Source organism: Motiliproteus sp. MSK22-1 (assembly GCF_001968815.1).
Taxonomy (GTDB): domain Bacteria; phylum Pseudomonadota; class Gammaproteobacteria; order Pseudomonadales; family Balneatricaceae; genus Motiliproteus.
The window spans coordinates 83,094-96,823 of sequence record NZ_MIEQ01000018.1 but is presented as its reverse complement, the minus strand read 5'-3'; the positions used below and the strand labels follow the sequence as shown (position 1 = coordinate 96,823).

15 protein-coding genes are annotated in these 13,730 nt (G+C 47.8%); all 15 read right to left on the bottom strand.

Annotated features, from left to right (window positions below):
* Window positions 1-37 precede the first annotated feature (37 nt).
* The 15 genes from BGP75_RS01675 to BGP75_RS01605 all read right to left on the bottom strand — a co-directional run bounded on the left by BGP75_RS01675 (window position 38) and on the right by BGP75_RS01605 (window position 13,559).
* Window positions 38-487: a hypothetical protein gene (locus BGP75_RS01675; protein WP_083704570.1), complete on the bottom strand. Its 450-nt coding sequence runs from the start codon at window positions 485-487 to the stop codon at window positions 38-40.
* Window positions 477-1,313, bottom strand: coding sequence for a PilW family protein (locus tag BGP75_RS01670; RefSeq protein ID WP_076714419.1), 837 nt, complete (start codon window positions 1,311-1,313; stop codon window positions 477-479). Before BGP75_RS01670 ends, BGP75_RS01675 begins: the two co-directional genes overlap by 11 nt.
* Complete coding sequence (locus BGP75_RS01665; RefSeq protein ID WP_158070052.1) at window positions 1,313-1,849, bottom strand: prepilin-type N-terminal cleavage/methylation domain-containing protein; 537 nt, start codon at window positions 1,847-1,849, stop codon at window positions 1,313-1,315. The genes BGP75_RS01670 and BGP75_RS01665 overlap by 1 nt, the downstream gene beginning before the upstream one ends.
* Complete coding sequence (locus BGP75_RS01660; RefSeq protein WP_076714415.1) at window positions 1,836-2,375, bottom strand: type II secretion system protein; 540 nt, start codon at window positions 2,373-2,375, stop codon at window positions 1,836-1,838. The genes BGP75_RS01665 and BGP75_RS01660 overlap by 14 nt, the downstream gene beginning before the upstream one ends.
* Window positions 2,376-2,404: 29 nt before the next feature.
* Entirely contained in the window at window positions 2,405-2,893 is a 489-nt protein-coding gene (locus tag BGP75_RS27620; protein WP_076714543.1) for a type II secretion system protein, read from the bottom strand.
* A gap of 103 nt (window positions 2,894-2,996) precedes the next feature.
* The gene (locus tag BGP75_RS01650; RefSeq protein WP_076714413.1) at window positions 2,997-3,629 is read right to left on the bottom strand and encodes a type II secretion system protein; all 633 of its coding nucleotides are present in this window, start codon (window positions 3,627-3,629) and stop codon (window positions 2,997-2,999) included.
* A complete protein-coding gene (locus tag BGP75_RS01645) occupies window positions 3,629-4,858 on the bottom strand; it encodes a type II secretion system F family protein (protein WP_076714411.1) in 1,230 nt (409 codons plus the stop codon). The genes BGP75_RS01650 and BGP75_RS01645 overlap by 1 nt, the downstream gene beginning before the upstream one ends.
* Window positions 4,859-4,860: 2 nt before the next feature.
* Window positions 4,861-6,663 (bottom strand): GspE/PulE family protein, encoded by a 1,803-nt coding sequence (locus tag BGP75_RS01640; RefSeq protein ID WP_083704568.1) that lies wholly within the window; start codon window positions 6,661-6,663, stop codon window positions 4,861-4,863.
* A gap of 153 nt (window positions 6,664-6,816) precedes the next feature.
* On the bottom strand, window positions 6,817-8,331 hold the full coding sequence (locus BGP75_RS01635; protein ID WP_076714409.1) for a lipopolysaccharide assembly protein LapB: 1,515 nt from the start codon (window positions 8,329-8,331) through the stop codon (window positions 6,817-6,819).
* Window positions 8,328-9,314 (bottom strand): ExeA family protein, encoded by a 987-nt coding sequence (locus BGP75_RS01630; RefSeq protein WP_076714408.1) that lies wholly within the window; start codon window positions 9,312-9,314, stop codon window positions 8,328-8,330. The genes BGP75_RS01635 and BGP75_RS01630 overlap by 4 nt, the downstream gene beginning before the upstream one ends.
* 7 nt (window positions 9,315-9,321) lie before the next feature.
* Window positions 9,322-10,998: a pilus (MSHA type) biogenesis protein MshL gene (gene mshL / locus BGP75_RS01625; RefSeq protein WP_076714406.1), complete on the bottom strand. Its 1,677-nt coding sequence runs from the start codon at window positions 10,996-10,998 to the stop codon at window positions 9,322-9,324.
* Window positions 10,999-11,313 (bottom strand): hypothetical protein, encoded by a 315-nt coding sequence (locus tag BGP75_RS01620; RefSeq protein WP_076714404.1) that lies wholly within the window; start codon window positions 11,311-11,313, stop codon window positions 10,999-11,001.
* Window positions 11,314-11,404: 91 nt separating this feature from the next.
* On the bottom strand, window positions 11,405-12,082 hold the full coding sequence (locus BGP75_RS01615; protein WP_076714402.1) for a hypothetical protein: 678 nt from the start codon (window positions 12,080-12,082) through the stop codon (window positions 11,405-11,407).
* Window positions 12,082-12,684, bottom strand: a complete 603-nt coding sequence (locus BGP75_RS01610) for a hypothetical protein (RefSeq protein WP_076714400.1) — start codon at window positions 12,682-12,684, stop codon at window positions 12,082-12,084. Before BGP75_RS01610 ends, BGP75_RS01615 begins: the two co-directional genes overlap by 1 nt.
* Window positions 12,684-13,559: a hypothetical protein gene (locus BGP75_RS01605; protein WP_076714398.1), complete on the bottom strand. Its 876-nt coding sequence runs from the start codon at window positions 13,557-13,559 to the stop codon at window positions 12,684-12,686. The genes BGP75_RS01610 and BGP75_RS01605 overlap by 1 nt, the downstream gene beginning before the upstream one ends.
* Between the last annotated feature and the right edge of the window lie 171 nt (window positions 13,560-13,730).

Genomic DNA, 13,730 nt, shown 5'->3' with positions numbered 1-13,730 from the left:
AGCATGTAGAAGCAGGTTAGAGCGGACCAGTTAGCCTCTATTGCTGAACTCTCAGAACAACTCTTCTAATAGCTTGGTCAACTCCGCTTCCGCAACGTCCTTCGCTAGATATATCATAGTAAGTGATGCCATCAATAGGCCCTAGCTGTGAGCAGCTAGTGAGTGCGCTACAGCCATTTAGACCTTCCACTGTAAAAGTTTCCGTCGAAGTTGCTGCACAAGTACCTACCCCAGAAGGAGGGATAACTGCGTTAACCGTTAGTTGTGCACCACTCTCAGCCGCCAGAAAAGCACGGGTAGAAAGCACCTCATGCCCATAGGATTGTTGGCCGGTCACTACAAGATTACTGATGCCGACAGCTATCAATGCCATCACCGTAATGACAAAAATCGCGGCGACCAGGCCCAGCCCTTTTTGTTTTCTGGCTCCCAGAGATTGTAGTTGCTGAACAGGCCAGCTGCTCTTTTTTCGAGACCTAAGGAACATTACGTAGCTGCACCTCATGATTGATGCGAATACCTTCTCCCAGCTCAGTAAATGACAAATCAATCTGAACCATGGCATTACGTTGCAAGGTGGCAGCAACAACGGTAAAGGGAGCCCCTTCACTGGAAACTTGAGTAGCGAGCAAAGTACGCCCGGTCGCTACGCTTATTGGTAGTGTTGAGTCCGAAGTAGGCTGAGTGGCTTCAAACCCGTAACTGCCGCCATGATAGCGATAGAGGTTTCCAGCGACTAAACAAAAACTAGTCGGGGTATCCACCATAAACCAGCGTTTTGTGGGAGACTCCGTCAAAAACTGATGCGGACTTGCCCAGGCCACTGACACTGCAGTACTGCTACTGACCAGAGCCGAGGAAGCCGTACTGATCTGGGGTGAAATCACTGAAGGAGCTGTCAGCTGGTAGATATCTGCCACGTTTAGCGGATAAACCGCCGCTCGACCAATAATTGAGGGTATCGAGCCAGAAGAAAAAGGCACGGAGACAAAGGAAGACAATGAACTTGAGGCAGTCTGAGTCGGTATGCTGATATAGCTGGAGCCTCCCAGTACCGGGACAAATTCGATGCAGTTAGAGGCGACCCGAGCACTATTAGGTAGTGCGTTTCTAATTTCTCGACTCATTTTTTCTATGGCGACTCGACCTGCAGAAGCCAGTTGATCGCGGCGCGCTGTTTGATCATAAGCATCGCTGGTATTTAGCATAAACTGCACGGTACCAAAAGACAGAATACCCATGATTACGATAGCGATGATCAGTTCAATCAGGGTAAATCCCTGATTGAAAGGGTACTGCCGGGAAAAAGACATCAGTAATTTCCCCGGTAAACACTGAATACCAACGGAGGTTGCCCGGGAGGTGTGACGGTAATTTCGATCTTTTTAGCAAAATGATTATTACTTAACCCCAGGGCGCTACCTGCATAAGAGACGTTCACCTCTACCTGATAGTTAGCATATTCCGAACGCAGATTACCGGCGGCATCAATTGGTGGTTTGTTATTGAGCGTATGATAATCATCCACATCATCAAAGGTGTTGGCTCCCCCACCCCGGGTTTCTGTACCAACAGGGCCATCCGTACCCAGAGTTGAAGAGCATAGGGAGCAAGCAGGCACACCACCAATTGGTGTCAGTTCGTCATAACGTTTGGTTAGAATCTCATCCAGATAGGCCTGAACCAGTTTGATAGTTTTACTCTGCCACAAAGGGTCAGCACTGCGCTGGGCGCTAAATTGCAGGGAATAGGCCACCCCCAACAGCGCAATACTCATAATCGCAATAGTCACCACCAGTTCCACCAGTGTGAAACCTGAAGTGCTCAAACCAGGGCTAGTTGTTTTCACAGTCAGCCTGGCTAGCGGCTTCATAAGCATACCCTGCCAAAGAAATACAGAAAAACCGTCCCGATGCATTAAAACTCAGGTTACTGTTGGTGCCTGAAATCTGGGGAGCGGTAATGTTACCCAGATTGTCAAATCCGATGCTTAAGGTTGTTAAGGCATTAATTGTAACGGTCTGGGGTGACAGCAAACTGAGCGTTCCACTGCCCCGTTCGGTAATCAACCGTTTTAGTTCTATATCACCAGAGCCATCATTAGCCAACACCCGGAACAACCAATCACCTGATACGGCCTGTTGACTTAAGTTTAATGTGATCTGGTGATTATAGCGGCTTAGAGCGGATTGCTGGGAAAAGCGGGTAATTGCTATAAGCTGATCCAGCAACTGACGATTTTGAAACGATTGGGTTCCGGTAAAACGAGGCAATACAACGACAGCAACAATAGAAAGCACTAACAATACACTGATCAGCTCTACCAGAGTGAAGCCTTGGCTTCGGTTTGTCATTCGCTGGTAGAGCATCAGCATACAAATGGGGCAATTCTACCCATCAGTTCTTAGAGTGTGGTGGTTACGTTGCCAGTGTCAGATTCATAAACAATAGTCTGGCCGCTGTCGTTTTGATACGTATAGGTGCAGTCAGGGTCTGCAGCGGTCACCAAGTAATCAATATTTGCACCAGAAGTTGTGGACACAACTGGACCTGTCCCTTGAAGTATTCCCGTCCAAATATCAAAGCACGATGCAGCAGTCACTGATAAAGCAGCCCCTGATGCACCAACAGCAAAACCTGAAGCATTCACCTGCATACTGCTGCCATCAAAATCCACGCCTGTTGCCGTACCCAGGTCTCCATTTGCGACTGTCTGTGCTTTTAACAGGGCAATACCGGTAGCGAATCCTGCTCCAGCACCTTCAACCGCAGCATCATGAGCCTCTGCAGTGACGTTAATAAACCGCGGTAGTGCCACCGCCGAAAGAATACCCAGAAGAGCTATAACCACAATCAGCTCGATAATGGTAAAACCCGATTGCCTGTTGCGCATAATGACTCCCAAATACATTTATTTGCTGCCATTTACCGCAGCGATTAAAAACGGTTGATATCAAATTACACTGTATTGGCTGTAATCCCAACAAACTCAAGGCTCAGTCTCGAGGCTTCCAACCTGATCCCAGCGGTGTTTTCCAAAAGTCCTTATGTGACGGCTGCAAACGAACTCGCCGAATAACTCTCCTACCTTTATAACTATCGGCCGGACTGTAAACCAGCTTTAAAACAAAACTGAGCTTATTATTATCCAATTTATCAATACCTTCCAGATTTTGATCATATCGGACCCGATAAATCAGTGATTTCTGATGCAGATCAAAATACCAGAAGCCCGGTTCCGCTGCTAAAGCCTGCTGCTGATCCAGCTCTCCCAGGTAATTACTGGGAGGCTCCATCACCTTAAGAACCAATGCCATCGGATTCGAGTGTTCCAAGTGTTCCAGGTTCTGCATCCCCCCCTGAGTTAATGCATGGCCCATTTCCATATTCATGCCTGCCTGTAACCAACCAATAACGCCTTTAAATGCAGCCCTTTCGGCATCAATGGCCAGCTCCATATAACGCATATAGGCACCCGCTACCAATACCAGAATAATGACAGCGGAAACCAGCAACTCCAATAGACTAAAGCCACCTTGATATTTACAGTCACGTTGAGATTTTTGGCAGAAAGGGGGGATTCCGGTTTGCTGTAGACGACAGCTTCTGGTTTGATACAGTGGCTTCACTAGCGGTTAACCGCGCCGCTGAGTTCCCACAACGGTAAAAACACACCGAGAGCTAGTACCAGCACCATACCACCGATAGCAACGATCAAAACAGGTTCTATTGCACTAGCCAGTCCTTTAAGGTCGTATTCCACTTCCTGTTCATAGAAATCGGCTGTTTGCTCTAACATGTCGTCTATATTTCCGGTTTCTTCACCCACCCCTATCATTTGCAGTACCAGTGGGCTAAACATCTGTGCCGAGTGCGCCGTGCGGGTAAACCCTTCTCCTCGCTCTATTCCATGGCGCATCTCCTGAACCTTTTTACCAATATAAGAATTGCCTATCGCTCCCGAGACAATAGTAAGCCCCTGTTCAATAGGGATACCTGATCGAAGAACCAGGGAAAAGGTTCGGGAAAAACGCCCTAAAGCAATCCGGGTAAACAAGCCACCGACTATTGGAAAGCGCAGTTTCATTCGATCCCACTTAAAGCGCCCTTTCTCCGTATCGGTGTAACGAAAGAAGCTGAACAGAGCCACAACAAAGATACCCAGCAAGACATACCAGTAGCTGCGCATAAAATCAGAAATCGAGATTAACAGCTGAGTTTGCCAGGGAAGCTCTGCACCCAACTTACTAAAAACTCCGGCAAAGGCAGGTATCACCCAGATATTGATAACCACCATTGCTAAGGCAATGGCACCAATTACAAACATCGGATAACGTGTAGCTGACTTAATGTTCTTGATAGTATTGCGTTCCAGCTCCAGATATTTGCTGATTTGCAGAAACACCTGATCGAGATTACCGGTATTTTCACCAACATGAATCAAACTGATATAAAGTGGTGAAAAAACCTTACTATGCTTACGCAGGCTACCTGAAAGCGTATTACCCTGTTCAAGATCATCGGTCACCTCATTGAGGGTTCGCTCCAGTAACGGATTGCGTACCGACATGGCCAGCCCTCGCATCGCTCGGGTAATCGGCACCCCCGCTTTCGTCAGGCTATACATCTGACGACTGAGTAAAATCAGCTCATCAAGTTTCACCCGCTGAAACAGGCGGATATCCTTAAATTCTATCGATGCCGAAGCGGGTTTCTCCGGTGCCACTTCATCTATGCTGACAGGAGTGATCTGGCGCTCGGCCAGCAACCCGGCGACCTGCCCGGCACTGGCCGCTTCCTGTTTACCGGCAACCAACTCACCGGCGGCATTACGTCCTTTGTAACTGAAATGCGGCATTATCAGAAATCTCCGCTGTCCCGAGGCTCAAGCGTCAGCCCACCAGAGACCAGCCCTGAACGGCCTCCGGAAACAGCATCGGGTTCAGCAATATCGGCCATTTCATCCATTTGTTCAGTTACCCGGAACACTTCGTCCAGGGTTGTAATTCCCTTCACGGCATATTCCAGCGCACTATCGGTCAACGTCTTAAATCCCTCAGAAGCCCTTGCGGCGCGAGTAAACGCCTGGGTGTCATTTGCCCTCAGAGCATCTGCCATCGATTCATCAAGCTCCAACAGCTCAAAGATACCTATGCGACCGCTGTAACCGGTATTGTTACAATAGGTACAGCCTTGTCCTTGCTGAAAATGGGTACCGCCTGTTTGTTCTCTTAGTCGTGCATCGAGCCAATGTTGCTCCTGCTCACTGGGAATAAACGGCTCACTGCAGTGCTCACATACCCTTCGAACCAGTCGTTGGGCTAACACCCCCCTTAAAGCTGAAGCAGCCATATATCCTTCAACACCGATATCGACCAAACGCATAGCACTGCTGATGGCATCATTGGTATGTAGAGTGGACAATACCATATGCCCTGTCATGGCTGCCCTCAACGCAATAGCGGCCGTTTCCTGGTCTCGTATTTCCCCGACCAGCAGAATATCCGGATCTTGCCGCAGACAGGAGCGTAATACCTTTCCAAAAGTGAGCCCTATTTTGGGATTAACCCCAACTTGATTAATGCGTTCAAGACGATATTCCACCGGATCTTCCACCGTAATAATCTTCTTGGCAGCGACATTCAACTCCATCAGAGCACCATAGAGTGTCGTGGTTTTACCACTACCAGTGGGACCAGTAACCAATAGAAGTCCATGAGGTTGATGAATAATGCGTCGCAAACGCTTCAGCATATCCTCAGGTATTCCAGCCTGGTCCAGTCCGATAGCACCTGAAGACTGATCTAACAGACGCATCACCACTGACTCACCATGCTGCACCGGCATGGTAGAAATACGAATATCCAGATTACGGCCACTCACGGTAATATTAAAGCGGCCATCCTGAGGCAAGCGCTTTTCAGAGATATTCAGTTCAGCCATCAATTTCAGCCGCAATACCAGCGCAGAAACGACTCGTTTCTCCTTAACCAGATTCTCCTGTAAAACACCGTCCACCCGAAGGCGAATTCTTAATGCATGCTCATCCGGTTCAATATGAATATCCGAAGCCCGTATCTGAACCGCATCTTCAAATATCTTCTGCAGCATCTTGACCACAGGAACTTCGCTGTCATCCTGAGCGGCAAGCTCAGCGATATCGAAAACATCGTCGCTGATCTCTTCTTCCAACTGGCCGGCAAGTGAAGCAATCTCATCAGTACGCCGATACATAAGATCCAGTGTGCTCAGCAACTGACTCTCTGAAACCACCGCTTGCTTCAGGGGTTTGGGAAGTAACCTCTGTAGTTCATCAAAAGCAAACAGATCCATTGGATCCGCCATACCCACCAGAAAATGATCCGGATGTTCCTTCAGCACAATAACTCGAAATCGCCGTGCATGAGTCTCTGAAAGACGTTTGACATCTTTCTGGCCCAACTTATAGTGACTGAGATCCACTGCCGGGATATTGAGCTGCTGCGAAAGAAATTCGATAAAACGGGCTTCTTTGACAAAACCTAGCGCGACCAGCGCCCGACCGAGCTTCTGCCCGGTCTTGTTTTGCATGCTCAGCGCTTCTTGTAACTGTGGCTCGGTAATAACACCGTTTTGAACCAGCAGATCACCGATACGAATTTTCTGTTTTTGACCGGCAGCCATAATCTACCCTTACGCTGTATTCAATTTGTAAACCCTGAAACCAGCCTCGCCCGGGCCGTTGGTTTAACTAAAGTCTGCTTTTAAAATCGGAGCATACTATCAAACCAGTATCCAGGACTCCTGAAGCAATATAATGAGCCCTGACAGTCACTGTTATTGCCCAATCAATCTGATCCGTTGTTGAGCATATTCACTTAAAGGAAGTGCAGCCCCAGGTATCTGCAAAACATTCTTATAGGCTTGGAAGGCCTGCTGTCTTTTCTCAAGCGCCTCCAATGATATGGCCAGCCCCAGCCACCAGGATGCCTGCGTTGAATCCTGTCGCAGCAGCTGATAATAAACGCTGGATGCTTCTTCATATTGCTTGCCACCTTGCAACGCAGCAGCTCGGAGCTGATGATACTGAGGATCAGCCGCCAGTTCAGGCATTGAGAATTGAAGCAACTTTACAGCCTCAGCATGTTTGCTATTTCGCATCAAAATCCGGGCCCTGACCTTTCGTAACCCCTGATTTTCGGGATCTTCTATCAGTCCCTTCTCTAATATCGCAGAGGCCTGCTTCAAACGACCTTGACTAAGCAGCAATGAGGCCAACAATTGACGACTTTCAACAGCCGCTGGCTGATTGATAAGGGTCTTGCTAAGTAGTTTCTCAGCCTCTTCAGCCAGCCCTTTTCGAATCAGCGCTGATGCTTTTTCAACCTGCTTTCGATCTGCCTGACCTAACATTAATTTCTTCGGAGTTTTCATTGCAGCGCTGACAGATGCCGGAGTGCTAGCTGCAGTCTGGCGTTGTATGCTTTGGACCGGAACTACTGCTTTTGCAACATGACTGGCAGGCTTTAACGAAGGAGACTCAGAAGAAACCGGCTTTGATTTCGGCAACTGTGGAAACACGTTTTGCTGACTGGCCTCCAGAGTCTGTCTCTGGGAGGGCTGTAATTCTATAACCAGACTAAATCCTTTTTCATTGCCAAGAGAATAGACCTGAAAACGGCTCTTACGATCAGTGGTTAGGGTTAAAACCAATTGATCACGACCTTTAGAGAAACGACTGCTCTGAATAAACTCACTCGGCAACGGTGGCAAGGGATGGGTTAAATTTGCTTGCCTGATTTCCAACTGCAACAGTTGGTTAGTTAATTCACTGATATTGAAGAGAGGACTCTGACTGGTTTCCAAAATCAGCTTGTGACCCTTCCCTAAAGACTCCCAGTAAGCGCCGGTAATTTGAACACTCTCCGTTTTAATCACCGGATTAACGTCAACCGTCTCAGGAGGGATTGCAGCCGCTGATTTAACGGTGACGACCATCTCTGTTTCTGGACTGTCATTCTGCTCGGGCCAAAAGACATCGCCCTCAACGATTACCTTTGATGGTGTAGTGTTGGTTGAAGTGCTGACCGTTTTAAAAACAGGCACTTTTGAGTGGACCTCTGGTGCCGAAGACTGCTCCGTGTTACTCAATAGTGCCCGCCACTGTGGTTGCAGCAGGTAGAAGCCGATCAAAACAGCAACAGCGAGCAACAATACCCAGATCCAGAGTGCCTGCCGTTTTCGTTGTGAGGGTGCTCTAACCGGGGACATTTGATCGACATTTGACTGGGTTCCGTTACCGGGCTGACGCCGCTGATCCAGATCCCTCAGCATGTCGTTAACCAGACTCATGGGATAAGCCCCTTGTCCAGCAACAGTCCGACAGCTAAACCAATGGCAGCGATAAACAACACAGCTAAACCGGTTTTAGCAAAGAGCGCCCGTGAGGAAGGTAAACTTACCCCCTCCGTATCTGCCGCTGCCAGCCGTACATGTTCAGGCTGTACCTGCCTGTCTCCTTTTCCGTAAGCAGACATCAGTGTTTTATGACTGAGTATATTAATCAGACGAGGCGTCCCCACTGAGGCCTTATGAAGCAGCTTCATCGCTTTCTGATCAAAAATGGGCATGCCATTATATCCGGCTAGCGCAATTCGATGCTGGATATATTGACCAGTCCCCTCCTGATCAAGGAGTTTGAGCTGATATGAGAACGTAATGCGTTGTTTCAGCTGACGCAAAGATCGACGGTCCAGTAATTCATCCAATTCTGGTTGGCCAAACAACACAACCTGAAATAACTTTGAAGTCTCAGTCTCCAGATTAGTCAATAATCTCAAAGCTTCTATGGTTTCTTCAGGCATGGTTTGAGCTTCATCGACAATCAGCACTACCTGTTTGTTGTCCGCAGCAAGCTCCAGCAGCTTTTGGTTCAACCGCTCCAACAAGTCGTAGCTCCCTTTCAGGCCTTCCATCGCTACGCCGAGTTCCCTGGCGAAATTCATTCTAAATCCATCTGGAGTCAGATTTGGATTTGGTATGTAAGCGCTCACATACCTTGAATCTTTAACACTAGTAGTCTCCGAACCAGTAGCACCGGTCGATAACGGCTGATCACAAAGATGCTCTTGACTGAGGGCATTGAGTACTTTTCGGCACAGTAGCGTTTTGCCAGTCCCGACCTCACCGACAATTTTGACAAAGCCATCACCGTTTCCCATTGCCACCATAATCAAATTAAAGGCTTCTTGATGAGTCGGCAGATTCAGGTAGAAATGAGTGTTTGGCGTTAACGTGAAAGGCAGTTCTCTGAGACCAAAGTGCTGCTGATACATAATAAACCTAAGGGTTATCGGTTGCTAAAGCTGAGCCGGTAGGGTTCAGATTATTAAAATTATCGAGACTACGCTTAAGGTTTTTCTGCCAGGCATCACTGTTAGCGATTGTTGGCTTCAATAATATAACCAGTTCACTCTTTGTCGACTTCTGACGCTGTTGCCTAAACAAATCACCAACAATATCGATATCCCCCAATCCCGGTGTTTTACCCTGGGTATCACTGCTATTCGCCTTCATCAAACCTCCGATAACAATCACCTGGCCACTGCTGGCTCGAACAACACTATCCGATTCCCGAATAGTGCTCAGCGCTAGGGGAAGATCTAACGCTTGGGAGCCAATGGTTATCAGCTTCTGCTGATCTGATACCTGACTGATCGACGGATGGATATGCAGGATAATTTCGCCTCCGGCACTGATTTGAGGCGTGACATCCAAAGCGATACCTGAAAAAAACGGCGTGAGTTCGACTTCTGGTGTGGTGGTCGTAGCCGTTCCCGTTGTGGTTGTGGTTTCAACACTGGTAACAAAAAACTCATCGGTACCAACTTTAATAACCGCTTTTTGATTATTCAGTGTCGATACCCGTGGACTTGACAACACCTGCACATTGCCCTGAGTTTCCAGTAATTCGATAAGCGCAGTGAAGTCCTTGAGATTAAACGCCGCTCCAAACACTCCGTCTATACCGTCATTGTTGGAAAGCTGGGTACTTCCCTGACTGAAGACAATGTTCTTACCGCCCCCACCCACTTCAGCAATGGTTGCCCAGTTGATTCCCGATTGAAAGCCATTGCTCAAACTCACTTCCAAAATCTTTGCTTCCAGAATAACCTGACGCTGTAACGTTAGCTCTGTACGATCCAGATAATCTTTAACAACCGCCAGCTCCTGAGGGAACGCACTGACAACAATCACCCCCGCCTGAGGAGTAATAACCACCCGGCGGCCCTCACCAGCTCCGATAATTGTCATTAGAGAGGTCTGCAACTGCCCCCAGAAATCTGATTTACTGGTTGTACTGATATGGGTACCAACACTTCTAACGGAATTGTTATCGCCAGAATTGGATGAATTGTTGGACGAGTTATTAGAGGAACCATTGGATGTGCTTCCCACTTCACTGACCGTCCCGGCACTGACCAGGGTGTCAGAAGAACCGTCCCTTACGACATGCAGGTAGTCTATCTGAAAGATGACTGTTTCCAATTGCTCAGGCACTACCTGGTAAAGCCTGCCAGAGCGTCTGTACTGATAGCCATAAACCTGTTGTACAGTCTGCATTACTTCATCAACAGTGACATCTTTAAGATCAAGGGAAATGGTTCCAGCAATTTCTTCACTCACCACCATATTGTAGGGAGTTCCCTGAACCAGCCCCATAAAAAATGCCCGTGCATCCAACCGATCCACCGCCACATCAAATCGGTCTTCAGCGGGGGAGGCGATAGCCTCTACCTGCAACGACGGAAGCAACGCCTGCACCACCTCAGGAGACAACTCAGACTGCTGATCTAACTGCTGTTGTTGATTACTTTTTAACGCCTGCTCAATCGCCACTGTGCCTGTATTCTGAGCGGACTGCTCAGATACCGGTTGCCAAGGCTGGCAACCGGTCAGCATTACGATGAGAACAGTCATGCACGTTTTAAAGATCATCTGTGGTATTGAATGGTGCATCTAATTTCTGTCCCGCTTGAGCCACTTCTTAGTTAACGATTGGTTAATCGATATGCGCTTTTTTAGCGTCGTTTGCGTTTGCAGATCCGGCCAGCTTAATGTCACCGCATCCCGCTCTATCTTAACCACCCGGGCACCACTAACACTTCCCCCTTCAAAAACCTGCTGACCGTTGATTACAGCAATTTTTCTGCCACCACCAGAAATAATGGACTCAACATGAAAGCTGTTAACTGCCTGCACCTTATTAGGAACAGTGACTCGATGATCCGGTGGCCGAGTGGGGTCTTTTGCAGCAAACACTGCTGTTGTCATACACAGTGAGGCCGCAAAAAAACAAGTATACCCGCTAACCCCTCGAACTGTGATCCTCGATTGGACTACAGCGCAACAATACCTTCCAAGCCTATACACCTAACCACCCTTGTTCGGTGCTCAACGTATGAACCTTCAAACTGACCTGAGCTTTCGGATATTCTTCAACCTGATAATCAATGGAATCCCAAAAAAATCCTTGTGGCAATTGCTCCAAAGCCTGAAGGTAACTGAGCACATCAAAAAAACCTCCTTCCACCACCAGTTTCATATCATGCCGATAAAGTCCTGTTTCGATGCTAACCATGTCAGCGCCCTGCTCCTGGTCTTTTGAGTCGGAGTCAATCATAAATCGCTGAGGCTCTGCTTTATCTACTGCTACCAACCTCAACCCCCGATAGTCTGACAGAACCTGCTCAAGCTGAGTTAGCATCTCTGATGCGGAAACCAAACGGCCGGATCGCTTCTTCAGCGTTTCATTTAAAGCTGCTAATTGTTGTTCACGCAGTTTAAGCTGTGTTCTTATCGCCTCGTTAGGATCCGTTGTCTTTGCCATTGATAACGTTTGAATATCCAGGGCTTTATTGGCATTGGCTGCTTTTAACTTAGCAACCTGAGTGGTCAGAACAATCTGCTTTTTCTGAGTTGGCTCAATCAGATAGATAAATACCGGCAATAGGATAGCCACTACTACCGTCACCAAAATCAACACTCTCTCCCGTACCGAAAGCGCATCAAATTTAGCGACGGACGCCTTGATTTGCTTCATCAATTATCATCTCCTGACCGGAGTGTTGCAGCGACCGTAAAGCTAAGCCCCTGTTCAGATCCTATTAACTTCAACTGATCAAATCGTGCCTGGAAATAAACCGGTTCACTCTTGCCCAGACGCTTGAGATAGTGAGGAACAAGCTCGGGAATAAGCGTTTCCCCTTCCAGATTAAGTACACGGCCTGCCTCGGTGGCCTTGATTCGTTTCAACCAGATTCCATCAACCGCCTGAGTGGATAATCCGGATAACATCGATGAAAACCGAATACCCTTCCCCGGCTGTAGCTGGCCTAATAGACTCTCATAGCGTTGCTTCGCTTTAATCTCCAGGTCTCGAGAACGCAATTCAGCCTTAAGCCTTGGCGATTCCTCAATAATGACCTGCTGATTCCGCGCTCGATCAAAAGCTTGCTGGAGCCGGCTTTGCTCCTCTTTCAAGGCACTTAATTCAGCGTTAAGACGATCGACGCCTTGCCAGTTGTAAGCAAATACAGCAATTAGCACAGCAGCCGAGATACATACAATTAACAAACAGGAGGCAGCAGAAAAAGGAACCTTAACCTTTTCCTTTCTTACATACAGATTAATCTGCTGCTTCATCAATTGATTTTTCTCCGCAGTGCCCCGGCTACCGCCACGACGGTGAGGAACTGTTGTTCTGGAGACAACGGCTCTCGGCAGTGAAGCAACTCACCAAGATCCAGTTGTTCGACCTCCACTCCAAGATTGTGGCGAAACTGGGATAACAATGGCGTTTCACCTGCCTGCAAAGGACAGATCAACAACTTAATGCAAGGAGGTTTACCTATCTGACTCTCGTAATAATCCAATGAGCGCTGGATATCCAAAATCGTGCCGCCCGCCAATTCAGCGACCTGCTCTTCTCCTGCCTCCAACAGCCCCGAGGGTATATCAACCTGCCGAGTCAAATACAAAGACTTTTCGGTAATCAGGTCAATGTAACTGGTAGGCTCCTGCAAGCACAGGCAAGCTCGCGACAATGGCGAATCAGCATCATAAAGCTCAGAGAGATTCATCAACGCTAATTCAGGGATATCAATGGTATCAAGTACTAACCCCGCGGTATTAACAAAGCCTTCTATTTGGCTACCCAGAGATTCGGGCATGACCACCGCATAGATCATATTGCTACGTCCACGGTAGGCATCTTCAGGAAGAGGGAAATAGTCGATAACTGCTGCTGTGATATCGTAAGAAACCAAGTCTTTAACCCGCCAGCGAATAGCCTCCTTAAGCTCGGATGCTTCAACAGAGGGAGCCTCAACCAATATCAGTTGATAGTCTTTGGGAGAGAGGACAAAACTCGTTTCACAACCGGTAAGCTTCCATTCATCAATCCGCTGCTTTAATTGTTCAGGACGATTGAGGTCAACGTCAGCAATCCACTGGCACTGATTAAGGTCATTACCGGACGCTGAATCATAATGAGCGACAGCAATTCCTCCAGCCGTCATATGGAGCCCAACACGGCCCTTTGCTCGATGTCCTTTTTTTAACAAGTGGAACAGAGGGCTTCTCCTTTCAATGATGTATCCACTTTTAACTAGCTTTCTTTATTATCACAGACCTCCCATTTATACCACATAAACCGCTAACAGCATGGCTTACAAGGCAATTTTACTGCT